Genomic DNA, 23,236 nt, shown 5'->3' on the forward strand with positions numbered 1-23,236 from the left:
AGGCCCTTGGCTGCGCGCAAGCCTTGAGCATTTTTCCGCGACATATCATGAGATTTGATGCCACCGGCCGGCGTGTCCGGCTAGAGTGGCCGCGTCCGGATCGATTCCCGATGCGCCAACCGTCTGACGCCGCGACCTGCCGGTCGCGCAGAGCTTTTCATGGATATGCCGCACCACGACCCCATGCGGGGTATTTTCCTCAAGATCGCCTCGGTGGTGATCTTTCTGTGCATGTCCACGCTGATCAAGGCGGCGGGCAAGGATATGGCGGCGGGGCAGATCACCTTCCTGCGCTCGGCCTTCGCCATGGTGCCGATCATCGTCTTCCTGGCGTTCAAGGGGCAACTCGTCGATGCCTTTCGCACCCGCGATGTCATGGGGCACCTGAAGCGCGGTTTCGTCGGCATCCTTGCCATGGGCTTCGGCTTTTATGGCCTCGTGCACCTGCCGCTGCCGGAAGCCATCGCCATCGGCTATGCCATGCCACTCATCGCCGTCGTCATCGCGGCGGTTTTCCTCAAGGAAAAGGTCGGCATCTATCGCTGGTCGGCGGTGCTCGTCGGACTGACCGGCGTCTTCATCATCACGTGGCCGCGGCTGACCCTGTTCCGCGAGGGCGGCGTCGGCTCGGCGGAGGCGATGGGCGCGCTCGCGGTGCTGCTGTCCGCGACACTGGGTGCTGTTGCGATGGTGCTGGTCCGCAAGCTCGTGAAGACGGAGCGCACGCATACGATCGTGCTCTATTTCTCGCTTTCGGCCTCCGTCTTTTCGCTCGCCACGCTTCCTTTCGGCTGGAATGCACTCGGCTGGGAGGCGCTCGGCCTTCTGGCCATGGCGGGCTTCTGCGGCGGGGTCGCGCAACTCCTGCTGACGGCAAGCTACCGCTATGCCGACGTCTCCACCATCGCGCCCTTCGAATATACGTCGATCGTTCTCGGGCTGGCGGTCGGTTACTTCCTGTTCGGTGATATCCCGACGTCGGCGATGCTGATCGGCACGGCCATCGTGGTGAGTGCCGGCATCTTCATCATCCTGCGCGAACACCGGCTCGGTCTGCAGCGCCGCGCGGCGCGCAAGCACGTCACCCCTCAGGGCTGACGCCACTCCGGCGTCGTCGTGTCTTCCATCGGCTCCTCCGTCGGCGCGTCGGGCTGCAAGGCGGCCGCGGCCGCATCGGCGCCGAGCGGCTGCACCGCCATCGCCTGGAAATCCGTCTTGGCGACGAGGCCGTCGTTTTCCTCGCGGCGGCTGATGCGCCAGGCGGCGTAGGTGCCGTAAAGGGTGAAGTAGAAGGCCAGCACGATAAAGAGCGAGCCGGGGCCGAAACGGTCCATGATCGGCCCCACCATCAGCGGACCGGAAATCGTCCCGAAACCGTAGACGATCATCATGCCCGAGGAGACCTCGACATATTCGTCCGGCTGGGCGAGGTCATTGGCATGCGCGACGTTCAGCGCATAGATCGGGAAGATGACCGCACCCACGCAGGCCGCGACCAGATAGAGCACGACCGTCGGCCCGCCGGAAACGGCGGCCATGACGAGGCAGGAAAGCGCGCCGAACGCCCCGCAGGCGACCATGACGCGCCGCCGGTCCATGCGGTCGGACGCACGCCCGATGGGAATCTGCGACAGGGCGCTGCCGATCAGCACGGAGGCGAGCAATGTTGCGCCCTCTGCCGTCGTCAGTCCGGTGCGCTGGGTGAACACGCCGCCGAGATTGAGCCATGCCCCGGATAGCGCGCCGGCGAGGAAGGCGCCGATGACGGCGACGGGCGAGCGCCGATAGAGCGTCGGCACGTTGAAGCGCGCCTGCGTCGGCGGGGCCGGCAGCGGGGAGGAGGTCAGCGCCGTCGGTAGCAAGGCGACGGAGAAGATGATGCCGCAGAGAATGAACAGCGATGTGTTGGTGGGATCGCCGAGCGGCACGAGATATTGCCCGCCGATCGTGCCGACCATCGTGGTGATGAGGTAGACGGAGAAGATCGAGCCGCGGTTGTCGTTCGTCACGCGCTCGTTGAGCCAGCTTTCGATGATGAGATAGCTGCCCGCGATGGCAAAGCCCGATACGGCGCGAAACAGCATCCACGCCCGCCAGTCCACCACCAGCGCGCAGAGCAGGATGCCGATGGCGAGAAGCGTGATGAGCGCCACGAACACGCGGACATGGCCGACCAGCAGCACGAATTTCGGCGTGACGATGCAGGAAAGCGTGAAACCGACCGTATAGCCCGTGGCGATCATCGCGATGGTCTGCGTCGACCAGCCCTCGGCGACCGCGCGCACCGGCACGACATAGCTTTGCAGGCCGAAGGCCACCATCATCAGGAGGGTGGACAGCATCAGGCTCAGGATGGAGACAAGGCTTGCCAGCATGGGGGCTCCGCAGAAGGGCATCCGGTTTCAGAATGTCGCTCTATTGCGCCGGCCATGCTCTGTCCATGGCGACAATCGCTGGCGTAACCAGGAAGATTTTCCGAAGCGTGGAAATTTCGCGGAAGAGTTGTGTTATGAAGAAGATGCCGGGTGCATGCCCGGCATACCGAAAGGAGGTGAGACGTTTGAAAATCCGGGTTTCGGTTATTGTCAGACTGTTCGGTTGGCGCCTGACTCTGACAGTAAGCCGATAACAGAACGGAGATCGGGCTTCGGCCCGGTCTCCACCGGAAGGAAAGGCGTCTCACCTCCTCACGGCGAAGATCATACCACGGCTTTGGCCGTGGACAAAGCCGGTCAGTTCGGCAGGAAGGCCTTCAGCGGATCATGCCGCTGGGCGGCGTCGCGCGGCAGCGATGCCAGCACGGAATATTCGCGCGCGGCATTCACGGCCGCGCGGATATCGGCGATGTCGGAAACCAGTCGGCGAAATTTCAGCATGGCTTGCTCCTGTGTGCATCTGCCGGGCGCGCGGCTGCGCACCCGGTCCGCATCAGCGTGTGACGAACTCGGCGAAGAGCTGGGCAGGACGGTTGATGCGGGAAAAGCCGATGGCCGTAAGCTGCTCGTTGGCCGGCGCGCAGATGCCGCCGAAACCACGGCCGGCGCGAAGACCGGAATGGCGGAGCGTCTCAAAGCTCGAATGGATGGGCCGAAAACGGGCGGTCATGGGTTCAGTTCCTTAAATCCTGTCCCTCCCATGTCCACATATTGCGCCGCAACATGGATTTTGCAATGCGACATTCTGCCCGGCAGATATGTGTAATTCGCATGGCTGATGAAACATTCTGTTCATGCTTGAGGCAGAATTGCGGCTGCGCGAGTGGCTGTCATCTAGTGGCGTTCGCCAAGTTATTGAAAATAAAGAGCGCGGGTGAAATGCCTAGGCTTTCAGCCCTGCACGAAAAGCGAGCAAATCCTGCCAAGCGAGCCGCTTGCTGATCGGTGCCGTGACCAGATCCTGTGGATGCAGCGTCGCAAAAGCTGGAATTGTGCGGCCGGAAACGTCGATTTCGCGCCATTCGCCGCGCAACTGATGGATCGTATCATTCGACCTGAACAGGAAACGGGCGGCGAAATTGCCGAGAACGAGCAGGTGATTCGGCTCGGCAAGCGCAATCTGCCGCTCGATGAAGGGGCGGCAGATGTCGGCCTCGCGCTGCGAGGGCGGGCGGTTGCCCGGCGGCCGCCACGGCACGACATTGGTCAGCAGGATATCGGCACGCGCGAGCCCAATGCCGGCGAGCATGCGGTCCAGCATCGCGCCCTGCCGGCCGGAAAAGGGTTGGCCGTCGCGGTCGTCGTCGGCATTCGGCATGGCGCCGATCACCATGACGGCGGGTTTGGCGTTGCCCTCGGCGAAGACGAGGCAGCGCGCGCTGGTCTTCAGGTTGCAGCCGTTGAAGGCTTCCATCGCCGTGCGCAGTTCCTCCAGCGAACGGGCGCTGCTGGCGACAAACTCCGCCTCGGCGACCGCCTGGCTGTCCGGGATGGCGACGTTCGGCAGGGGGGCGGGTGCGGCGGCGCGGGGCTGTTCCTGCCGTTGCGGCGCCTGGCGGGCGGGGCGCTGCGGTTCCGGTGCTGCCTCTTGCCGGGCCGGCATGCCGCGCGCCGCGCGCATCGCCTCGAATTCGGCGATGCGATCGACAGCCTCCTCCTCCAGCAACCAGTCGACGCCCGCATCCGCATAGAAATGCAGAAGCGCGCGAAGCTGCTCGGGATGGAGGTCGCTGGCGGTGGTCATGGCCGCACCTTAGCGAAGCGGCGGCGCGGAGGAAAGCGCCGCCCTCATGCAACCCACGTCGCGATGTCGTCGCTTTCGCCGATCAGCGCGAGACCGTGGGCGATCGACAGAAGCTCGCCGCCGCTTTCGATCTTGTCGCCATCGAATCGACGCGTGAAGATCCCCCGCACCGCGGGCACGAACGATGTGCCGCCGGTGAGAAACACCTTGTCGACAGCCGACGCCGGCGTCCCGGTCTTCTCCAGCACCTCGTCGAGCGCGCCCTCGATACGGGCAAGGTCGGGCGCGATCCATTGTTCGAAATCGGAACGCTTCACCGTTTTGCGGCCGGCGGCCCTGAGCGGCGGGAAGTGGAAGGCCGCTTCCTCCTCGACCGACAGCGCCATCTTGGTCGCCGAGATCGCCTGATAGAGCGGGTAGCCCTCGTCGTGGTCCACGAGGTCGATGAAGAGTTCCAGCTTCTCCGGCTCCAGCGCGGAGCGCACCAGCGACTTCAGGTCCGCGAATTCGCGCGTCGTCTTGAAGATCGACAGCTGGTTCCAGCGCGAGAAGTTGGCATAGTAGCCGGAGGGCACTTCCAGCACCTTGTCGAAGCTCTTGAAGTGCGAACCCTTGCCGATTTCCGGCGCCACGAGATGCTCGATCATACGGGAATCGAAATGGTCGCCCGCGACGCCGACGCCGGAATGGCCGATCGGCGTTGCCGTCAGCCGCCCCGCCTGCCGCTCGAAGCGGATGAGCGAATAGTCCGTGGTGCCGCCGCCGAAATCCGCGACGAGCACGGTGGCGTCGCTTTTCAGCGTCTGCGCGAAGTAATAGGCGGCCGCGACCGGCTCGTAGACATAGTGGACTTCCGGAAAACCGAGCTTCGTCAGCGCGGCATTGTAGCGCTCGATCGCGAGATCCGGATTGGGGCTCGCGCCGGCGAACTGCACCGGCCGGCCGGTGATCACGCGCGATACGTCTGCCGGCCATCCGTCGCCGGCATAGGTTTTCAGGCGGCGCAGGAAGATTTCCATCAGGTCGTCGAAGCTGTGGCGGCGCGCGTGGACCAGCGTGCCCTGGAAGAGCGCGCTCGCCGCAAAGGTCTTGATCGACTGGAGGAAGCGACAGTCTCCGGGATTGTCGATGAACTGGCGGATCGCCGCCTGGCCGGCCTCCACCTTCAGCGCCTGCGCGCCAACGACCGGATCCTTCATGAAGGACAGCGCCGTGCGCATCGTGTCGGTGACGCCGGCGCTGCTTTCGAAGCGCATGGATCGCGTGTCGCTGCCGCCGGTGGCCAGCGCCATGACGGTGTTGGTCGTGCCGAAATCGAGGCCGAGTGCCCGTGCCATTGCCGTGCCCCTGTCATTGCCGAAATGGATTGAACCGGGGCCGTTGGCCCCGCGCGAGGAGGCGCGTCGGGCGCGCCCTGATTTTGGAGAGCGCGCCAGATGGCACAGCCGGCGCGCGATGGCAAGGGGAGGTGGCGGCTCAGAGCGAGCTTGCCGCCCCGCCGTCGCAGCGAACGAGGCTGCCGGTGACATAGCTCGCCGGCGCGCTGCACAGGAAGGCGGCGGTGGCGGCGAATTCCGCCACGGTGCCGTAGCGCCGGGCGGGGATGGCCGCCTCCGAGGCGGCGCGCACCTCTTCCACGCTCTTGCCGCTACGCTCCGCGGCGGTGGCATCCAGGCTGGTCAGGCGGTCGGTCATGATGGAGCCGGGCAGCAGCAGGTTGCTGGTGATGCCGTATTGCGCGACCTCGCCCGAAAGCGTCTTCGACCAGCCGGCCAGCGCCGCCCGCAGCGTGTTGGAGAGCGCAAGCCCCGGGATCGGCTCGATCACGCCGGAGGAGGCGACGGTCAGGATACGGCCCCAGCGCTGCTCCTTCATGCCGGGCAGGAGCCGGTTCGTCAGCGTGATGATGCCCAGCACCATGGACTGGAAATAGGTCGTGAGCTTTTCGACGCTCATGTCTTCCGTCGAACCCGGCGTCGGGCCGCCCGAATTGTTGACGAGGATATCGACCCCGCCGAGCTTTTCGGCAACGGCACTCGCCACCGTATCGACGAAGCCGTCGTCCGAAAGATCGGCCTGCACCCAGTCCGCGCGGCCCGGGCCCTCGGCGTTGATGGCCTCGCAGTTCGCCTTCAGGGTTTCCGCGCTGCGGCCGCAGAGCAGAACATGGGCACCCTCGCGGGCGAGCGCGACGGCGATGCCCTTGCCGAGGCCGCGGGAGGAGGCGAGAACGAGGGCGCGTTTGCCGGCGATGCCGAGATCCATGATGTCAGTCCTTGCGTTGGGCGCCCCGTTGGCGCGATGGCGTTGTGCCGCGATGCATTTCGACCGGGAGGCAGGCGTGAACGGCGCTGACGCACGACAGGTCCACAGCCGGGCCATCGCCTCCGATATGGTAAAGCATGCCGCCGAAATCGTTGAAGTCCAGTGCGGGCATTCGGGTAGTCTCGCAGATGGCACGGTTTGTGTGGACGGCTTTGCCGCGCATGCCTAGCCCTGCCATGGAGCGGAATCAAGTACGGGGCGGCGCAGCAGCTGTCAGAGCAGTTGACGTTTACGTTAAAGTCAATAAAAATTCATCCCGTGTCATCATCTCATGCGCAAATGCGCGGACGCTCTGTCGCAGAACGGCTCGACAAGATTTCTGGTATTTGTCATGAGAGGGTTCACCAGAGGGTATTTCCGCGGCTTTCGAGGGTTGCGGCGAGGAGAGAAAATTGAGCGAAGAAATGGAACTCCCCGAACGCGAAAGCATGGAATTCGACGTCGTGATCGTCGGTGCGGGGCCTGCCGGCCTTTCGGCGGCGATCCGGTTGAAGCAGGTCAATCCTGATCTCACCGTCGTCGTGCTCGAAAAGGGCTCGGAGGTCGGCGCGCACATCCTGTCGGGCGCCGTTGTCGATCCCATCGGCATCGACCGCCTGCTGCCGGACTGGCGCGAGGATGCCGATCATCCCTTCAAGACCGAAGTCAAGGACGACCATTTCCTGTTCCTCGGCCCGGCCGGTTCGGTGCGCCTGCCGAACGCCTTCATGCCGCCCTTGATGAACAACCACGGCAACTACATCGTCTCGCTCGGCAATGTCTGTCGCTGGCTGGCGACGAAGGCGGAAGAGTTTGGCGTCGAGATCTATCCGGGCTTTGCCGCCACCGAAGTCCTCTACAACGACGAGGGCGCGGTCATCGGTGTGGCCACCGGCGACATGGGCATCGAGCGCAACGGCGAGCCCGGCCCGAACTATACCCGCGGCATGGCGCTTCTCGGCAAGTACACGTTGATCTCCGAGGGCGTGCGCGGGTCGCTCGCCAAGCAGCTGATCGCGAAGTTCGACCTCCAGAAGGATCGTGAGCCCCAGAAGTTCGGCATCGGCCTCAAGGAACTCTGGCAGGTCAAGCCGGAGAACCACAGGCCCGGCCTCGTGCAGCACTCCTTCGGCTGGCCGCTCGGCATGAAGACCGGCGGCGGTTCGTTCCTCTACCACCTCGAAGACAACATGGTCGCCGTCGGCTTCGTGGTGCACCTCAACTACAAGAACCCCTATCTCTATCCCTTCGAGGAGTTCCAGCGCTTCAAGACGCATCCGGCGATCCGCGGCACCTTCGAGGGCGGCAAGCGGCTGTCCTACGGCGCGCGCGCCATCACCGAGGGCGGCTACCAGTCGGTACCGAAACTGTCGTTTCCGGGCGGCGCGCTGATCGGCTGCTCGGCGGGCTTCGTCAACGTGCCGCGCATCAAGGGCAGCCATAATGCGGTGCTCTCGGGCATGCTGGCCGCAGAAAAGCTGGCGGATGCCATTGCCGCCGGCCGCGCCAATGACGAGCCGATCGAGATCGAGCAGGGCTGGCGCGACAGCGCGATCGGCTCCGACCTGAAGAAGGTGCGCAACGTCAAGCCGCTCTGGTCGAAGTTCGGCACGGCGGTCGGCGTGGCGCTGGGCGGCCTCGACATGTGGACGAACACGCTTTTCGGCTTCTCCTTCTTCGGCACGCTCAAGCACGGCAAGACCGATGCGGCCTCGCTCGAGCCGGCGGCCAAGCACCAGCGGATCGATTATCCGAAGCCGGATGGCGTGCTGACCTTCGACCGCCTCTCCTCGGTGTTCCTGTCGAACACCAACCACGAGGAAGACCAGCCGGTCCACCTGCAGGTCAAGAATCTGGAGCTGCAGAAGACATCCGAACTCGACGTCTATGCCGGCCCCTCGACGCGCTACTGTCCGGCCGGTGTCTACGAATGGGTCGAGAAGGACGGTCAGGACGTCTACGTCATCAACGCGCAGAACTGCGTGCACTGCAAGACCTGCGACATCAAGGACCCGAACCAGAACATCAACTGGGTCCCGCCCCAAGGGGGCGAAGGACCGGTCTATCCGAACATGTGATGCGGACGCGTTGGGGACTTTTCCCTCTCTTTCGTCATCCTCGGGCTTGACCCGAGGATCCACACTTCGCGAAAAACCCTGCATTTGTGGCATGGATCCTCGGGTCAAGCCCGAGGATGACGGAGCGTGGGGTGAGATTTGTGGACAGCCAGGGCCGCCCTCGCAAGGCGGCCTTTTTGTTGCCATGCTCGTTAAGAAACCCTGCAACCGCAGCGCGCCGATTAACCCTCGATTAACCATAACTGCATAGTTTTCGCCCCGACGGATCATATATTCAGGGGGCTTTAACCATGTCGATTTCCCGCCGCGGATTCCTGCTCGGTGCATCCGCGCTGCTCGCAGGCTGCGCCACCAACGGCACCAGCGACCGCGCCAATTACGGCGATCGTCTGGATGAACGCCATCCGCTGAAGGCGATGCCGCTCGACAAGATCAAGCCGGAGCTGCGGCGCCAGGAAGTCGCCTATGCCACGACGCACGCCCCCGGCACCGTTGTCGTGGATACGCCGGCGCGCCGGCTCTACTACGTGCTCGGCGACGGCAGGGCGATACGCTACGGCATCGGCGTCGGCCGCCAGGGCTATTCGCTGGCCGGCAGCGCCTATATCGGCCGCAAGGCGGAATGGCCGAGCTGGACGCCGACGCCGAACATGATCCGCCGCGATCCCCAGAAGAACCTGAAATATGCCGGCGGCGTTCCCGGCGGCCTGAACAATCCGCTCGGTGCCCGCGCCATCTATCTTTACCAGAACGGCAACGACACGATGTTCCGAATCCACGGCACCAACCAGCCGTGGTCGATCGGCCAGGCCATGTCGAGCGGTTGCGTGCGCATGCTCAACCACGATGTGATCGACCTTTACGAGCGCGTGAAGACGGGTGGGCGCGTGCACGTTATCCAGGGTCGCCGCGAGGCCTGAGTTTCCGGCGCACACAGCATCGTCGCAAAAGGTCAAAAGGCCGGCGAAAGCCGGCCTTTTCCTTTTTAAGGTTGAAAAAGCTGTTCGTTATCATAGGATTGCGGGCATCCCCGCGGGGCTGGGTGCACTTCCGGTGGTATTAATAAAATGATACCACATGACGCATCGGGTTTAGTGGCAGACGCATTCATACCGGCATTCGACGCAGTAGCTGCAAAAGTCGAGGGTGCGGTAATCGCGGATTTGGCGCTGCATCAACGGCCTGTCCGCACACGATCCGCGGAGGATAACGGGCTCGGCGGCGGTGCAGCGGGCCCGATGGGGCACAACGACACCGCCATAAAAAGGGAACCATCATGAAACATCTTCTCGCTTCCACCTGCCTCGTCGTCGGTCTCATGGCCATGACGGGTGCGGCGCGCGCCGAATGCGGCAACGTGACCATTGCCAGCATGAACTGGCAGAGCGCCGAGGTTCTCGCCGCGCTCGACAAATTCATCCTGAGCGAAGGCTATGGCTGCAACGCCGAGGTCATCGTCGGCGACACGGTCCCGACCATCACCTCCATGACCGAGAAGGGCGATCCCGACCTCGCGCCGGAAGGTTGGGTCGACCTGCTGCCCGACGTTGTCAACCGCGGCATCGAGGAAGGCAAGCTGGTCGGTGCGGCCGTCGCGCTTTCCGACGGTGCCGTTCAGGGCTGGTGGATCCCGAAATACATCGCCGACGCGCATCCCGACATCAAGACCATCGACGACGTGTTCAAGCACCCGGAACTGTTCCCGGATCCGGAAGACAAGAGCAAGGGCGCCGTGCACAACGGCCCGCAGGGCTGGGGCGGCACGGTCGTGACCAGCCAGCTCTACAAGGCTTACGGCGGCGAGGCGGCGAACTTCACGCTGGTCGACACCGGCTCGGCAGCCGGCCTGGACGGCTCCATTGCCAAGGCCTACGAGCGCAAGGAAGGCTGGGTCGGTTACTACTGGGCGCCCACCGCGCTGCTCGGCAAGTACGAAATGGTGAAGCTCGAGCACGGCGTTCCCTATGACGAAGCCGAGTGGAAGCGTTGCAACACGGTTGCCGATTGCCCGGATCCGAAGAAGAACGACTGGCCGAAGGACAAGGTGCAGACGCTCGTCACCAAGAAGTTCTCCGAACGCGCCGGCGAGGACGTCATGGGCTACCTCAACAAGCGTGCCTGGACCAACGACACGGTCAACAAGCTGATGGCCTGGATGACCGATAACCAGGCGAGCGGCGACGACGGCGCCAAGCATTTCCTCGAGGAAAACGAGGCGATGTGGAAGGAATGGGTCTCGCCGGAAGCCGCCGAGAAGATCAAGGCAGCACTCTGATCGCCTGACACGATGCGGCGGCGCGCAGTGCGTGCCGCCGCTCCACGTTTCGTTTCGGTGCATGCCCATGGCGCAAATCGATGCGCACTTTCCTTCGGCATACATCAGGGTTGGGCTCGCAAACCGGCGCAAGACCGGTGGAGCGGAAGGGGACTGACATGGAATGGTTGACAAAATTTCCGACGATGGACGCGGGATCGCTCCGTGACCTGAAAAAGGCCATCGACGAGGGCTTCCGCGGTTTCACGCGCGCCTATGGTGACAGCATCGAATCCCTTTTCGAGCCGTTGCAGCATTTTCTGATCTGGTCAGAGCGCTTCATGACGCGCACGCCCTGGCCGATCATCCTCATTCTCATCGCCCTCATCGCATGGTTCGCCAGCCGCAACTGGAAGATCGTCGTCGGCGCCGTCGCCACGCTTCTCGTGATCGGCTATCTCGACATGTGGGACGACACGATGAAGACGGTCTCGATGATCTTCGTCTGTACGGTGCTCTCCATCGTCATCGGCATTCCGATCGGCATTCTGATGTCGCGCTCGGACCGGGTGCAGAACGTCGTCAATCCGATCCTCGACGTGATGCAGACGATGCCGAGTTTCGTCTACCTCATTCCCGTCGTCATGCTGCTCGGCATCGGCAAGGTGCCCGGCCTGATCGCCGTGGTGATCTACGCCATCCCGCCGATGATCCGCCTCACCAATCTCGGCATCCGCCTGGTGGACAAGGACGTGCTGGAAGCCGCCGATGCGTTCGGGTCGTCCGGCTGGCAGAAGCTGAAGAACGTGCAGATGCCGCTGGCGCTGCCCACCATCATGGCCGGCATCAACCAGACGATCATGATGGCGCTCGCCATGGTGGTCATCGCCTCGATGATCGGCGTGCAGGGCCTCGGCCAGCCGGTGCTGAAGGCCATCTCCAACCAGTACTTCACGCTCGGCATCTTCAACGGGCTGGCCATCGTCGGCATCGCGATCATCTTCGACCGCGTCAGCCAGGCCTTCGGCAAGCGTCTGCAGAAGCATCGCGAGATCGTGCACGGCTGATCGGCGATCGGTTCGCAAGACGAGGGCGCCCCGGCGAAGGCCGCGGCGCCCTTTTTCGTTCAGCGGGCCGTCTTCCAGGCGACGACCATCAGGGCGCCGATGACGGTGATGTGTTCCATCACGACATAAAACTCGACGGTGCGCATCGGCTCTTCCATGGTCCAGAAGTTGTGGGCGATCGGAATGGTCAGCGCGGTGAAGACGGCGAGCATGCCGGCCCCCAGCCAGGTCCAGCGGTTGGCGATGATCAGGGCCGAACCGACGAGTTGCACCAGGGCGGTGGCGATGTTGAAGAGTGCGGGCGGCTCGAGGCCGAAATGCGCCATTTCCGCCACGCCGCCACTGAAGTCGGCCAGCTTGGCGATGCCGGACAACCAGAACATGGATGTAAGGACGAGGCGGGCAAGCAAGCCGAAGGCCCGGCTGCCGGTAATGCTTTCGACGAGGGCAGTCATTCATGTCTCTCCCATGACGGGGCCGCGACGGGCCGGTTCGCCCGCTCCGCGCGCCTTTCGGCAACCGGAGCGGCACGATCCTGTCTAGCAGAGATTCGACGCGGGTTGTGCTGCGGGCAAGACAACCCTCATAAATTTCAGAGGGAGGTCAGAAGCCCTCCAGCACCAGCTTGCCGCGGGTCCGGCCGCTCTCGATCAGGGCATGCGCCTTGCGCAGGTTCTCGGCATTGATCGTGCCGAGCGTCTCGGCGAGCGTCGTGCGGATCTTGCCCTCATCGACAAGCTGCGACACCGCGTTCAGCAGATTGTGCTGCTCGATCATGTCGGGTGTGTGGAAAAGCGGACGGGTGAACATCAGCTCCCAGTGGGTCGACACCGCCTTGCGCTTGAAGGGCATGACATCGAGCGTGGCCGGGTCGTCGATCAGTCCGAAGCGGCCTTGCGGCGCGATGGCTTCGACGATGGCGGGCAGGTGCTCCGTGGTGTTGGTGGTGGAGAACACGAAGGCCGGGGCGCCGATGCCGAGTGCGGCCACTTCCGCCGCCAGCGGCTTGCTGTGATCGACGACGTGGTGGGCGCCGAGCTCCTTCACCCATGCCGCCGTCTCGGGCCGCGATGCCGTGGCGATGACAGTGAGATCCGTGAGGCTGCGGGCGAGCTGTACGGCAATGGAGCCGACGCCGCCGGCCCCGCCGACGATGAGGATGGCATTCGCGGCACCCGGCACGCCGTCGCGCACCTTCAGCCGGTCGAACAGCATTTCCCAGGCCGTGATGGCGGTCAGCGGCAATGCGGCGGCGGCGGCGAAGTCGAGCGAAGCGGGTTTGCGGCCGACGATGCGCTCATCGACGAGGTGGAATTCGGCATTCGTGCCGGGCCGGTCGATGGAGCCCGCATAGAAGACGGCGTCGCCGGGCTTGAACAGTGTCACGTCAGGCCCGACGGCCTTGACGATGCCGGCGGCGTCGAAGCCCAGCACGCGCCATTCGCCCTCCGGCGGCGGCGCCTTGCCGCGAAGCTTCGTATCGACAGGGTTCACCGAAACGGCCTTGATCTCGACCAGCAGGTCGCGGCCCAGCGGCGCGGGCGTCGGCAGCTCGATATCGACAAGAGCGGTTTCGGCGGTGATGGGCTGTGGGGTCTGGTAGGCGATCGCGCGCATCGTGGGTTCCTTTCGCGTTGAATGGAACCTAGATGAAGGGTAACGTCGCTTCACGCAAGAATGCACAAATAGTGTCCATAGTATCGAAAAGGATACCGTCGATGTCGCGTCCACGCGCCAAGCTCACCAGCAGCTTCCCCGGTTGCCCGGTCGAATCGACCCTGTCCTTCCTGGATGGAAAATGGAAAGGCGTGATCCTTTTTCACCTGTTGGACGGCAAGCTGCGCTTCAACGAACTGCGCCGCAAGCTTCCGAGCGTCACGCAGCGCATGCTGACCAAGCAGCTGCGCGAGCTGGAGGAGGCGGGCATCGTGTCGCGCACCGTTTTCCCCGTCGTGCCGCCGCGGGTCGATTACGCGCTGACGGACGTCGGCTGCAGCCTCAAGCCGGTCATCATGGCGCTTGCGGCATGGGGCGCGCGCAATGTCGTCTGCCACAACGGCCGCAACGTCATCCGCCTTGCCGATGAAACGGAAACGGCGTCCCCCGGAAGGGACGCCGCCTGAAGGTTGGCGATCGACCGGAGGCTTTCACTCCGCCGGGTAGGCCGGGGATGCGGTCCGCTCCGCCTTTTCAAGCGCAAGCGAGACGAGGAAGACGCCGAAGCCGACCACCGCCGTCGCAGCCCCCACGAAGCCCATCGATTCGTAGCCGTAGCCGGCATTGATCGCCATGCCGCCGAACAGGGCGCCGAGCGCATTGGCGATGTTGAAGGCGGAGTGATTGAGGGCGGCGGCCAGCGTCTGCGCGTCGCCGGCCACGTCCATCAGGCGCGTCTGCAAGGCGGGGCCGACCACGAAGCTGCACCCGATGAGGAAGCAGCACAGACCGAGCAGCACGGGATTGTGCGCCGTCAGCGACAGGGCGACGAGAACGCCGAAATACAGGACCAGCGACCAGCCGATGGTGCGCATCAGCGAGAGATCGGCAAGCTTGGCGCCGAAGAGGTTGCCGACGATCATGCCCGCGCCGAAGATCGCCATATAGACCGGCACCATGCCGACATTGAGCCGGGCCACGTCCGTCACGATCGGCGAGATGTAGGTGAAGACCGCAAACATGCCGCAGAAGCCGGTCGCTGCGATACCGAGCGTCAGCCAGACCTGCTTGCGCTGCAGCGCGCCGAGTTCCGTCAGCGCATTGACGCCTTTCGGAGCCTTGTCGCGCGGCAGGAAGGCGGCAATCAGGCCCACCGTCAGAAGCCCGGTCACGCCGACGGCGACGAACATGAACTGCCAGTTGAGGATCTGCCCGAAGAAGGCGGCAAGCGGCGTGCCGATCAGGGTGGAGACGGTCAGGCCCAGCATGACCTTGCCGACAGCCTGCGTGCGCTTGTTGACCGGCACCATGGAGGCCGCGACCAGCGCGGCCACGCCGAAATAGGCGCCGTGCGGCAGGCCGGAGAGAAACCGGAACAGCATGAAGCTGTGAAAGCTCGGCGCGGCCGCGCTTGCGAGATTGCCGGCGGCGAAGATACCCATCAGCACCAGCAGCAGGTCGCGGCGGCGAAAGCGCGCGCCGATGACGGCGATGACGGGCGCGCCGACCACGACGCCGAAGGCATAGGCGCTGATGACATGACCCGCCGTCGCGTTGCTGACGCCGAACGTACCCGCGACATCCGGCAGGAGGCCCATGATGGCGAACTCGCCCGTGCCGATGCCGAAGCTGCCGACGGCCAGCGCCAGGATGATGAGGGTGACGGTCAAGGCCGGAAGCGGCGGCTGCCCGGAGGAGAGGGCGGCATTGGGCAATTTATGTTCGGACACGGTGGCTCCGCAGGATGTGGCCATGCGGCACACCCGGCCATGAACCCTCACAAGGGCGGCCACTCCTCCTGGCTGCTTTGCGGTGCGGTTCGGCCGGACTGGCCGCAATGGGAATAGATATCGGCCGGCAGCGTCTTCACGACGCAGGCGGCTGCTTGAGATATAGCAAAACGGGTGCGGATGCCTACTGTGATTTTTGGCCCGCGCCGGTCAAGCGGCTCGCGACGACTTCACGATTTATTGCATTCCCGTGTCCGCCCGCCTGTGAATCGCCGCTTTCTCTCCTATCTAATGCAGCCAAAGAGGGCCTTCAGGCGTTCTCGGCCAGGATGCGGAGTAGACGAATGAGAGTTCAGGCGATTTTCAATCGGGATGGCGGAACGTTTCGGACCACCGACATGGAGGCCTATGCCCGCCATGCGGAAGAAGTTTTCGCCGCGGCGGGGCACCATCTCGACTGTGACATCGTCGAAAGCTCCGATATCGAGATGGTGCTGCGCCGCTGTGCGGAGCGCACCGATCTGGACGCGATGCTGGCCGGTGGCGGCGACGGCACCATTTCGGCGGCGGCCGGGCTTGCCTGGCAGAGCGGCATGCCGCTCGGCATCATCCCGGCCGGCACGATGAACCTCTTTGCCCGCTCTCTGAAGATTCCCCTCGATATCTGGCAGGCGATCGATGCGCTGGCGGATGGCGATATCTCCGCCGCCGACATCGGCACGGCGGACGACCGACCCTTCGTGCACCAGTTTTCCGCAGGCCTCCACGCCCGCATGGTGCGCCTGCGCAATGCCATGACCTACCGGTCGCGCATGGGAAAGATCGTCGCCAACACGCGCGCCGCCCTGGGCGTGATTCTCGATCCGCCGGAATTCGAGGTGGAATTCGAGGTCGATGGCGTTGCGGAAAGCCGCAAGGTCTCGGCCATCAACGTCTCCAACAACCGGTTCGGCGACAACGGCCTGCTGTATGCGGATGACCTGTCGGGCGGTCATCTCGGCTTCTACACCACCAGCCCGTTGAAGCCCGCCGGCGTGGCGCGGCTTGCCTTCGATATCCTGCGCGGCAAGCTGCGCGAAAACGCCGATGTGCGCGAGATGACCGGCCGCGAAGTCGAGTTGCATTTCCCGCGGGTCGATCGGTCGATCAACTGCGTCATCGACGGCGAGCTGTTGCCGATGGACCGCGACGTCTCGATCCGCCTGCATCCCGGCGAACTCAAGGTCATCGTGCCGAAGGTTCAGGTGGGCAACATGCCCACGACAGCGACGGCGGCGGCCTGAAAACAGGCTCGTCCTTCGCCCCGCATATGGGGCGAAGGTGGTCGGCGGGCGAAGCCGAACTGCTCAGATTCGCGGCAGATAGGTCTGGTAGTCGAAATCCGAGACCGTGCGCAGATAGGTGATGGCCTCCTTGCGCTTCGTATCGCCGTAAAGCTTCTGGTAGGCTTCGCCGAACGCGTCCTTGATGAAGGGCGAGGCCGAGAACTCTTCCACCGCGGTCAGGAAATCGTGCGTCAGGCGCGTGGCGGGCGGCGCGTCCTTGCCGGGCTCCGTCACCGGCCCCGGATCGAGTTCGTTGTCGAGCCCGAGCAGGATGCCGCCCAGGATCGCCGTCAGCAGCAGGTAGGGGTTCACGTCGGCGCCCGCCACACGGTGTTCGACACGCGCCGCCGGGCCGTCCTTGTCGGGAATGCGGATCGCGGTGCCGCGATGGCCGAAGCCCCAGGTCAGGTCGACAGGCGCAAACGAGCCCGGCTGGAACCGGCGATAGGAGTTTGCGAACGGGGCGAAGACGAGCTGCGCGTCGCGCATCGTCTGCAGCATGCCCGCGCAGATCGACTTCAGCTTCGCCGGATCGCCGCCCTTGGCGTCGAGAATGTTCTTGCCGTCCTTGTCGATGACGCTGCAATGCACATGCAGGCCGGAGCCTGCATGCTCGGCATAGGGCTTCGCCATGCAGGTCGATTTCAGCCCGAATCGGCGTGCGGCCTGTTCGGCGATGCGCTTGAGGTAGATGCAGTCGTCGGCGGCGGCAAGCGCGTCCGGCCGGTGCAGCAGGTTGATCTCGAACTGGCCGGGGCCGAACTCCGCCGTGGTCGCGTCCGCCGGCAGGTCCATCTCCTTCGCCCAGGCGCGTACTGTCTGGATATAGCCGTCCAGCGCATCGGTGGCGCGCATGTCGTAGAGCTGGAAGCCGTTCGGCTCGTCGCGGTACATCAGGGCGGCCGGCGGGCGCGGCTTGCCGGTCTCACGCCAGTCGTCCTCGACCACGTAGAATTCGAGCTCGGTCGCCACGACCGGCGTCAGGCCACGGTCCTCGAAGCGCTTCACCATGCGTGCAAGAATGGCGCGCGGGTCCATGAAGGAGGCCGTGCCGTCGAATTCGTGCATGGTGGCCAGCACCTGGCGCGAGCCCTCGGGCGCCCAGGGCATCGCCGTCAGCGAGCGACGGTCGGGAATGCACACGCCATCGGGGTCGCCGACCGACAGCGACAGGCCGGTGATGTCGTCGTTGTCATCGCCCCAGATGTCGAGCGACTGGGTGGAGGAGGGCAGGCGAACCGAACCATCCCAGATCTTCTTCTCGGCTTCGGGCGGAATCTGCTTGCCGCGCAGGTCGCCGTTCATGCCGACGAGAAGGATTTCGATACGGGCCTGGGAATTGGTGGGCGCGTTGGCCGGCGGCGAACCGGCAGCCTTCTTGTCGTTTGTCATGGTGCCTGCTTTTGGTTGGGCGGGAAGCACCGGCCGGAAATTTTGCTCGCGCAGCATCTCTTGCCAAATGCCTGTTACATGGGCATTTTCGTAACCCATTCTGTCCCGTCGTTCAATAAGGCGGGTTCCACCTGCAAGGATGTATTCAAATGTCGCAGACCAGTGCAGCAGCCGTTTCGAACCTCGGTGCCCTCGATGCCGCCCACCATCTTCATCCGTTCTCGGACATGAAGAAACTGAACGCGGCCGGCACCCGCATCATCGAACGCGGCGAAGGCTGCTACATCTTCGACAACCACGGCAAACGCTATCTCGACGGCTTCGCGGGCCTGTGGTGCGTGAACATCGGTTACGGCCGCAAGGAAATCGCCGATGCCGTCGTGCGGCAGATGAACGAGCTGCCCTACTACAACACCTTCTTCGGCACCACGACGCCGCCGGCCGTTCTGCTTGCGCAGAAGATCGCCTCGCATGCCGGCCCCAACATCAATCGCGTCTTCTTCACCGGCTCGGGTTCGGAGGCCAACGACACCTGGTTCCGCATGGCCCGCGTCTACTGGGGCGCGATGGGCAAGCCGACCAAGAAGGCCATCATCGCCCGCAAGAACGGCTATCACGGCTCCACCGTCGCCGGCGCCTCGCTCGGCGGCATGAAGTGGATGCACGAACAGGGCGACCTGCCGATCGCCGGCGTGCACCATATCGACCAGCCCTTCTGGTACGGCGAGGGCGGCGATCTCACCTCCGACGAATTCGGCCTGAAGATGGCCCGCCAGCTGGAAGAAAAGATCGACGAGCTCGGCGAGGACAATGTTGCCGCCTTCGTCGCCGAACCGATCCAGGGCGCGGGCGGCGTCATCGTGCCGCCGGCCACCTACTGGCCGGAAATCGCCCGCATCTGCAAGGCGCGCAACATCCTGCTCGTCACGGACGAAGTCATCTGCGGTTTCGGCCGCACCGGCCACTGGTTCGGCCACCAGCATTTCGGCGTCGAGCCGGATCTGGCGCCCATCGCCAAGGGCCTGTCCTCCGGCTACCTGCCGATCGGCGGCGTCATGGTCTCCGACCGCGTCGGCAACGTGCTGGTCGAGGAGGTCGGCGACTTCAACCACGGCTTCACCTATTCCGGCCACCCGGTCTGCGCCGCCGCGGCACTGGAAAACCTGCGCATCATCGAGGATGAGAAGCTGGTCGAGCGCGTGCACGACGATATCGGCCCCTACCTCGCCGCCGGCCTGAAATCGCTGGAGGACCTGCCCATCGTCGGCGAAGTCCAGCAGGTCGGCCTGATGGCCGCCGTCCAGCTCGCCGAGGACAAGACGACGCGCAAGCGCTTCGAGGACAAGGAAAAGGCCGGGGTCACCGTGCGCAACCATTGCCTGGAAAACGGCCTGGTGCTGCGCGCCACCGGCGACCGCATGCTCTTCTCCCCGCCGCTCGTCATCACCCATGCGGAAGTCGACCAGATGATCGACATCACCCGCAAGGGCCTGGAGCACGCCTGGACGGTGATGAAGGGCTGAGGTCAGGCCTGAAGCGAAAGGATTTCCGCTTCCACGACACGGCTTTGCGGCGCATGGCCGGGGCATTGGCTCCGGTCATCGGCGCTTCCCGGATGGACCATCATCAATGTGTCGGCGGCGCGTGCGCTCAGGAGCGTGGGCAACCATCGCGCGACGTCGTCCGGCCTGTCGAGCGGCAGGAAGCCGGAAAAATCGCTGTTCGTCTCCCAGCCCGCCCTGCGGAACGTCCTTGCCGCGAGATGTGCGAGGATCATGACCAGGACGGTCTTTGGCCCGCCTGCGCGCATGTTGAGCATGCGGCCGGCCCACGTCCGGGGCAGCGGCACACGCATCCACACGCGATCTTCCCGGGGCAGCGTTGCCGCAATCCGGTCGAGACCGGGAAAACAATGGCAGTGCTGATGGCCGTCATAATAGTCAGGCAGAAAGCCGAAGGTGGCGTGGAACGTCTCCGCTTGTCTGTGAAAGGCGCCTTGCGCCTGTTGCGGCAACCGGCCGGTGAGGCAGAGCCGCAGCAGATCGCCGACTGGCCGGTGAAAATGACGGCCTGAAAAGTCGTGCGTGAGGTTGAGATGCAGCCCGACGGCGGCGCCGCGCTCCCGCAGCTGGCGCAGCCGCTCGATATCCCGCGGTTCGATGTCGCCGTCGATCATGACGGATGTGCCGTCGATCTTCCCTCGTTCGAGAAGATCGAGGATCACTCTGTCATGGTCCCGGCCGAGGCCGAAGTCGTCTGCAATCAGCATGCGCACCTGCCCTGGCCGTCATCTCGGCCAGACATACACCACCGGCATCTGAAATGGCAGCTTGCGGGGAAAGCGAATGCCCGAGCGTGCGATCGTGAACGTGACCTCTTCCGATTGCAGTCCGTGAAGCGACGCCCAGGCCTTGGCTTCCCGTATGCAGTCCGACGCGTCGGAGCCCTCCACCTCAACGGGGCAGGTGATGATACCGGCCTCGTTCTTCCAGTTCGCGCGCTCCGGATAGTAGGATGGCAGCGCATCGGGCGGCGTCGGCAGTGCTTCTATCGGCGTCGGCGAGAAGAATGCGATCATTGCAGCGAGATTGCCGCTTGAGACCCAGGAAAGCGGCATGTCGTGGCGCTTGTTCCAATGTTCGACGGCCGCCACCGCCTGTTCCTGTTCCGGCCGGTAGTAGTTCACGTTGTCGCTGTAGGCGTCCATCGTTGCCGCGATGACGCTGCCAACGAGCATGATCGGCCAGATGACGCGAAAGGCTGCGATGATCTTCGGCCCGTTTTTCTGCAGAAGCTGCGGGTCGGCATTGGCGATGCCATAGAGCATGAAGGCGAAACCGATCGGGATCGCCCAGGGCGTCGACAGTTCGACAAGGCCGACGACCGCGAAGAAAAGCGTCAGCAGCCATGGCCCGAGTGCCAGCACACCGAGAAGGGCATTATCCCGCGGCAATCGCGCCAGCTGCGCGCAACGGCTGAGGAAAGAGCCCTTGACGAGGAAAAGTCCGGCCAGAATGAACGGAATGGGCCAGTAGAAGAGAGGGGCCGTGATGAATTTCGCGATGTAGTAGAGACGCTTGCCGGCCGGGTCGTCTCCCGCCTGTTCGCGGGCATAGGTGATGGCATCCTGATGGACCAGGAGCCAAAGAATGTGCGGCGTGGTCACGGCAAGATAGACGGCAATAGCCACCCACGGGGTCGCTGTGCGCCAGATCCGGCGCTGGTTCGAAAGGAACGTAAAGGCAAAAAGCGGCAGGATGAGAACGATGGAATAGTACTTGCTGAGCATGGAAAGCCCGGCGAGCAGGCCAAACAGCGCCGCATGAAGCATGCGCCTTTCGCTCCGCTCCGATGTCGCCTTCACGAACGCCCAGGCCGTCCAGGGCCAGATCGAAAGGCATATCGCGTTCATGTTGAGCTTGTCGGCGAGCGTCAGGTACGGGAACGCCAGCGCTCCCAGGGCCAGCGCGACAAGCACCTGGAGGTCTCCCAGGCGCAGCGCACGGCCGAGCGCGAGGATACCCAGCATGGCCACGGCGAGATTGACGGCCGACAGCAGATAGATCGAGGCCACGGTCTTGGGCGCCACCAGAAACCAGATCTTGGCCATCCACGGCAGGAATTGCGGATGCTTGCTCGATCCCGCCAGCCAGTGTTGCGACCAGGCATAGACTTCGGCCATGTCGCCATAGCGATCGAGATTGGGCTTGGCGACGAGGATCATGATCCACCAGACGAAGCAGTGAATCACGACGAAGAGGGCCGGCCTGGAGGAGAAGGTCTTGAACATTCAGGAGGAGATTTCTGTCTGTGCGGACGCCGCCGCGTCCGTGGCCGGCGGTGATATCACACGCTTCTCGGCCAGGATGTAGGGGGGGCGTCGCTTCGCTTCGAGGACGGTCTTGCCGATATATTCGCCGAGCAGGCCGAGGAAGATCATCTGCATGCCGCCGAAGAAGGCCATCAGCGCCAGAACGGAGGCGATGCCGATGCTGTTGGCGGTGAAGAACAGCCGCTCCACGACGATATAGACGCCATAAACCGCGCTGACGCAGGCAATGACGAGCCCGGCCAGCGCCATCAGGCGCAGGGGTGCTGTGGTAAAGCTCGTCATGGCGTCGAACGACATCGCCATGAGCCGCGCACCATTGAAGCTCGTGGTGCCGCGCTCGCGCGGCGGTGGCGTGAGCGGCAGGCCGCGCTGGGCAAAGCCGACCCACCCGTAAAGCCCCTTCATGAAGCGCTGGCTTTCCGGCAGCAGGCGCAGCGCGTTGGCATAGCGCCGGCTGATGAGCCGGAAGTCGCCGGCGTTCTCGGTGATCGAGAAGCGCGCGCCCCGGTTCATGACCCAATAGAAGATGTGCGAGAGCGTGGCCTTGAGGACACCTTCCGAAGCCCGGCGATGCTCCTTGTAGGTGAAGACGCTATCGACGCCCTCGGTTTTCCAGACGCGCACGAGATCGACGAGAAGTTCGGGCGGATGCTGAAGATCGGCATCCATCATGATGATCGCGTCGGCATCGGTCGCTGAATCGATGCCGGCGGAGAGGGCGGCTTCCTTGCCGAAATTGCGTGAGAATTGCAGGAGCGTCACGCCTTGCCCGGCATAATCGAGCGCACCGAGCGCATCGAAGCTCCCATCGGAACTGCCGTCATCGATGAAGACATAGTGGATCGTGTCGATCCCGAACTCATGGCGAATGCGTTCGCAAACCATGTTCAGGCGGCTGACGAGATAGGAGAGGTTCTCCGCCTCGTTGAAAACAGGAACGACGATGGACAGGCTTTGGCCGGAGGTCATTGGCGTCCTTTCATGAAGACCAGCATCGACGAGGCTGCGAAGTTGGCGACGGAAACGACCACGATGGCCACTGCCACGGCGATGAAGACGGGAAGCGCCGCGGCGATGAGCAGTTCAAGGATCACGACACGTAGCGCCAGGACGATCGCCGCGAGCATCATGAACTTGACGTAGCGTTTCAGCCAGCCCGCCCCGGATGTGCGGAAGGTGATCCTGTCGTGATAGAGGAAGACGACGGAGGCGCTGATCACCATGGAGAGGCTGAGCGCAAGGGAGGGCGGCATGTCCAGAAGACCATGCGCGCCGAGCGTCACCACATAGTCGATAATTGCGCCGACGACCGAGCCGCCACTGAAAACCAGAAAATTCCTGACGGTGGATAAGGTTTTGTGAAAGTCGGGCATGGGCGGTAAATCGGCTGTGCGAGAGCCCGCCGAAAGGCGTTTGGCG

22 protein-coding genes are annotated in these 23,236 nt (G+C 64.0%); 8 read left to right on the forward strand and 14 right to left on the reverse strand.

Annotated elements, in window-relative coordinates:
- Positions 1–159: 159 nt before the first annotated feature.
- On the forward strand, positions 160–1,098 hold the full coding sequence (locus GR158_RS09755; protein WP_134647520.1) for a DMT family transporter: 939 nt from the start codon (positions 160–162) through the stop codon (positions 1,096–1,098).
- On the opposite strand, the gene GR158_RS09760 is transcribed toward GR158_RS09755, so the two are convergent.
- The 6 genes from GR158_RS09760 to GR158_RS09780 all read right to left on the reverse strand — a co-directional run bounded on the left by GR158_RS09760 (position 1,089) and on the right by GR158_RS09780 (position 6,444).
- Positions 1,089–2,375 (reverse strand): MFS transporter, encoded by a 1,287-nt coding sequence (locus GR158_RS09760; RefSeq protein WP_160870911.1) that lies wholly within the window; start codon positions 2,373–2,375, stop codon positions 1,089–1,091. The two genes, GR158_RS09755 and GR158_RS09760, sit on opposite strands and share 10 nt — an antisense overlap.
- Before the next feature lie 357 nt (positions 2,376–2,732).
- Entirely contained in the window at positions 2,733–2,876 is a 144-nt protein-coding gene (locus tag GR158_RS09765; protein WP_160870912.1) for a hypothetical protein, read from the reverse strand.
- A 52-nt stretch (positions 2,877–2,928) separates the two neighbouring features.
- Positions 2,929–3,105: a hypothetical protein gene (locus tag GR158_RS25105; protein WP_167718880.1), complete on the reverse strand. Its 177-nt coding sequence runs from the start codon at positions 3,103–3,105 to the stop codon at positions 2,929–2,931.
- Positions 3,106–3,318: 213 nt separating this feature from the next.
- Positions 3,319–4,179: a uracil-DNA glycosylase family protein gene (locus GR158_RS09770; RefSeq protein ID WP_134647518.1), complete on the reverse strand. Its 861-nt coding sequence runs from the start codon at positions 4,177–4,179 to the stop codon at positions 3,319–3,321.
- A 44-nt stretch (positions 4,180–4,223) separates the two neighbouring features.
- Positions 4,224–5,516: an Hsp70 family protein gene (locus tag GR158_RS09775; protein ID WP_160870913.1), complete on the reverse strand. Its 1,293-nt coding sequence runs from the start codon at positions 5,514–5,516 to the stop codon at positions 4,224–4,226.
- 139 nt (positions 5,517–5,655) lie between these two features.
- Positions 5,656–6,444, reverse strand: coding sequence for an SDR family oxidoreductase (locus tag GR158_RS09780; protein ID WP_160870914.1), 789 nt, complete (start codon positions 6,442–6,444; stop codon positions 5,656–5,658).
- 452 nt (positions 6,445–6,896) lie between these two features.
- On the opposite strand from GR158_RS09780, the gene GR158_RS09785 reads away from it, so the two are divergent.
- From GR158_RS09785 to GR158_RS09800, 4 genes are all read left to right on the forward strand, one after another.
- Positions 6,897–8,561 (forward strand): electron transfer flavoprotein-ubiquinone oxidoreductase, encoded by a 1,665-nt coding sequence (locus tag GR158_RS09785; RefSeq protein ID WP_160870915.1) that lies wholly within the window; start codon positions 6,897–6,899, stop codon positions 8,559–8,561.
- A 290-nt stretch (positions 8,562–8,851) separates the two neighbouring features.
- The gene (locus tag GR158_RS09790) at positions 8,852–9,481 is read left to right on the forward strand and encodes a L,D-transpeptidase (protein ID WP_160870916.1); all 630 of its coding nucleotides are present in this window, start codon (positions 8,852–8,854) and stop codon (positions 9,479–9,481) included.
- Between the two features lie 356 nt (positions 9,482–9,837).
- A complete protein-coding gene (locus GR158_RS09795) occupies positions 9,838–10,836 on the forward strand; it encodes an ABC transporter substrate-binding protein (RefSeq protein WP_134647510.1) in 999 nt (332 codons plus the stop codon).
- Between the two features lie 158 nt (positions 10,837–10,994).
- Positions 10,995–11,882, forward strand: coding sequence for a proline/glycine betaine ABC transporter permease (locus GR158_RS09800; protein WP_160870917.1), 888 nt, complete (start codon positions 10,995–10,997; stop codon positions 11,880–11,882).
- 59 nt (positions 11,883–11,941) lie between these two features.
- Here the strand turns inward: GR158_RS09800 and GR158_RS09805 are convergent, their stop codons facing one another.
- Together GR158_RS09805 and GR158_RS09810 are read right to left on the reverse strand one after the other, a co-directional pair.
- The gene (locus tag GR158_RS09805; RefSeq protein WP_134647506.1) at positions 11,942–12,337 is read right to left on the reverse strand and encodes a DoxX family protein; all 396 of its coding nucleotides are present in this window, start codon (positions 12,335–12,337) and stop codon (positions 11,942–11,944) included.
- A gap of 148 nt (positions 12,338–12,485) precedes the next feature.
- Complete coding sequence (locus tag GR158_RS09810; RefSeq protein WP_160870918.1) at positions 12,486–13,499, reverse strand: zinc-binding alcohol dehydrogenase family protein; 1,014 nt, start codon at positions 13,497–13,499, stop codon at positions 12,486–12,488.
- A gap of 101 nt (positions 13,500–13,600) precedes the next feature.
- Between GR158_RS09810 and GR158_RS09815 the strand changes: the two genes are divergently transcribed.
- A complete protein-coding gene (locus GR158_RS09815; RefSeq protein WP_160870919.1) occupies positions 13,601–14,005 on the forward strand; it encodes a helix-turn-helix domain-containing protein in 405 nt (134 codons plus the stop codon).
- A 24-nt stretch (positions 14,006–14,029) separates the two neighbouring features.
- Here the strand turns inward: GR158_RS09815 and GR158_RS09820 are convergent, their stop codons facing one another.
- On the reverse strand, positions 14,030–15,292 hold the full coding sequence (locus GR158_RS09820; protein WP_160870920.1) for an MFS transporter: 1,263 nt from the start codon (positions 15,290–15,292) through the stop codon (positions 14,030–14,032).
- A gap of 320 nt (positions 15,293–15,612) precedes the next feature.
- Here GR158_RS09820 and GR158_RS09825 point away from each other — a divergent pair, with 320 nt between their 5' ends.
- Positions 15,613–16,551, forward strand: coding sequence for a diacylglycerol kinase family protein (locus GR158_RS09825; protein WP_134647498.1), 939 nt, complete (start codon positions 15,613–15,615; stop codon positions 16,549–16,551).
- Between the two features lie 63 nt (positions 16,552–16,614).
- Here the strand turns inward: GR158_RS09825 and GR158_RS09830 are convergent, their stop codons facing one another.
- Positions 16,615–17,985, reverse strand: coding sequence for a glutamine synthetase family protein (locus tag GR158_RS09830; protein ID WP_134647496.1), 1,371 nt, complete (start codon positions 17,983–17,985; stop codon positions 16,615–16,617).
- 149 nt (positions 17,986–18,134) lie between these two features.
- On the opposite strand from GR158_RS09830, the gene GR158_RS09835 reads away from it, so the two are divergent.
- Positions 18,135–19,508 (forward strand): aspartate aminotransferase family protein, encoded by a 1,374-nt coding sequence (locus GR158_RS09835; protein ID WP_160870921.1) that lies wholly within the window; start codon positions 18,135–18,137, stop codon positions 19,506–19,508.
- Positions 19,509–19,510: 2 nt separating this feature from the next.
- Here the strand turns inward: GR158_RS09835 and GR158_RS09840 are convergent, their stop codons facing one another.
- From GR158_RS09840 to GR158_RS09855, 4 genes are read right to left on the reverse strand one after another with little or no spacing between them, the layout of a single operon-like run.
- On the reverse strand, positions 19,511–20,254 hold the full coding sequence (locus GR158_RS09840) for a ChbG/HpnK family deacetylase (protein ID WP_160870922.1): 744 nt from the start codon (positions 20,252–20,254) through the stop codon (positions 19,511–19,513).
- A gap of 18 nt (positions 20,255–20,272) precedes the next feature.
- On the reverse strand, positions 20,273–21,775 hold the full coding sequence (locus GR158_RS09845; RefSeq protein WP_160870923.1) for a glycosyltransferase family 39 protein: 1,503 nt from the start codon (positions 21,773–21,775) through the stop codon (positions 20,273–20,275).
- Positions 21,776–22,786, reverse strand: coding sequence for a glycosyltransferase family 2 protein (locus GR158_RS09850; RefSeq protein WP_134647488.1), 1,011 nt, complete (start codon positions 22,784–22,786; stop codon positions 21,776–21,778).
- Entirely contained in the window at positions 22,783–23,190 is a 408-nt protein-coding gene (locus GR158_RS09855; RefSeq protein WP_160870924.1) for a GtrA family protein, read from the reverse strand. The genes GR158_RS09850 and GR158_RS09855 overlap by 4 nt, the downstream gene beginning before the upstream one ends.
- Between the last annotated feature and the right edge of the window lie 46 nt (positions 23,191–23,236).

Source organism: Shinella sp. AETb1-6 (genome assembly GCF_009826875.1).
Lineage (GTDB): Bacteria > Pseudomonadota > Alphaproteobacteria > Rhizobiales > Rhizobiaceae > Shinella > Shinella sumterensis.

What these genes read in the sequence shown, in the direction of transcription:
- GR158_RS09755 (WP_134647520.1), top strand. Translation starts at nt 160, where the DNA reads ATGGATATGCCGCACCACGACCCCATGCGGGGTATTTTCCTCAAGATC.
- GR158_RS09760 (WP_160870911.1), bottom strand. Translation starts at nt 2,375, where the DNA reads ATGCTGGCAAGCCTTGTCTCCATCCTGAGCCTGATGCTGTCCACCCTC.
- GR158_RS09765 (WP_160870912.1), bottom strand. Translation starts at nt 2,876, where the DNA reads ATGCTGAAATTTCGCCGACTGGTTTCCGACATCGCCGATATCCGCGCG.
- GR158_RS25105 (WP_167718880.1), bottom strand. Translation starts at nt 3,105, where the DNA reads ATGACCGCCCGTTTTCGGCCCATCCATTCGAGCTTTGAGACGCTCCGC.
- GR158_RS09770 (WP_134647518.1), bottom strand. Translation starts at nt 4,179, where the DNA reads ATGACCACCGCCAGCGACCTCCATCCCGAGCAGCTTCGCGCGCTTCTG.
- GR158_RS09775 (WP_160870913.1), bottom strand. Translation starts at nt 5,516, where the DNA reads ATGGCACGGGCACTCGGCCTCGATTTCGGCACGACCAACACCGTCATG.
- GR158_RS09780 (WP_160870914.1), bottom strand. Translation starts at nt 6,444, where the DNA reads ATGGATCTCGGCATCGCCGGCAAACGCGCCCTCGTTCTCGCCTCCTCC.
- GR158_RS09790 (WP_160870916.1), top strand. Translation starts at nt 8,852, where the DNA reads ATGTCGATTTCCCGCCGCGGATTCCTGCTCGGTGCATCCGCGCTGCTC.
- GR158_RS09795 (WP_134647510.1), top strand. Translation starts at nt 9,838, where the DNA reads ATGAAACATCTTCTCGCTTCCACCTGCCTCGTCGTCGGTCTCATGGCC.
- GR158_RS09800 (WP_160870917.1), top strand. Translation starts at nt 10,995, where the DNA reads ATGGAATGGTTGACAAAATTTCCGACGATGGACGCGGGATCGCTCCGT.
- GR158_RS09805 (WP_134647506.1), bottom strand. Translation starts at nt 12,337, where the DNA reads ATGACTGCCCTCGTCGAAAGCATTACCGGCAGCCGGGCCTTCGGCTTG.
- GR158_RS09810 (WP_160870918.1), bottom strand. Translation starts at nt 13,499, where the DNA reads ATGCGCGCGATCGCCTACCAGACCCCACAGCCCATCACCGCCGAAACC.
- GR158_RS09815 (WP_160870919.1), top strand. Translation starts at nt 13,601, where the DNA reads ATGTCGCGTCCACGCGCCAAGCTCACCAGCAGCTTCCCCGGTTGCCCG.
- GR158_RS09820 (WP_160870920.1), bottom strand. Translation starts at nt 15,292, where the DNA reads ATGGCCACATCCTGCGGAGCCACCGTGTCCGAACATAAATTGCCCAAT.
- GR158_RS09825 (WP_134647498.1), top strand. Translation starts at nt 15,613, where the DNA reads ATGAGAGTTCAGGCGATTTTCAATCGGGATGGCGGAACGTTTCGGACC.
- GR158_RS09830 (WP_134647496.1), bottom strand. Translation starts at nt 17,985, where the DNA reads ATGACAAACGACAAGAAGGCTGCCGGTTCGCCGCCGGCCAACGCGCCC.
- GR158_RS09835 (WP_160870921.1), top strand. Translation starts at nt 18,135, where the DNA reads ATGTCGCAGACCAGTGCAGCAGCCGTTTCGAACCTCGGTGCCCTCGAT.
- GR158_RS09840 (WP_160870922.1), bottom strand. Translation starts at nt 20,254, where the DNA reads ATGCTGATTGCAGACGACTTCGGCCTCGGCCGGGACCATGACAGAGTG.
- GR158_RS09845 (WP_160870923.1), bottom strand. Translation starts at nt 21,775, where the DNA reads ATGTTCAAGACCTTCTCCTCCAGGCCGGCCCTCTTCGTCGTGATTCAC.
- GR158_RS09850 (WP_134647488.1), bottom strand. Translation starts at nt 22,786, where the DNA reads ATGACCTCCGGCCAAAGCCTGTCCATCGTCGTTCCTGTTTTCAACGAG.
- GR158_RS09855 (WP_160870924.1), bottom strand. Translation starts at nt 23,190, where the DNA reads ATGCCCGACTTTCACAAAACCTTATCCACCGTCAGGAATTTTCTGGTT.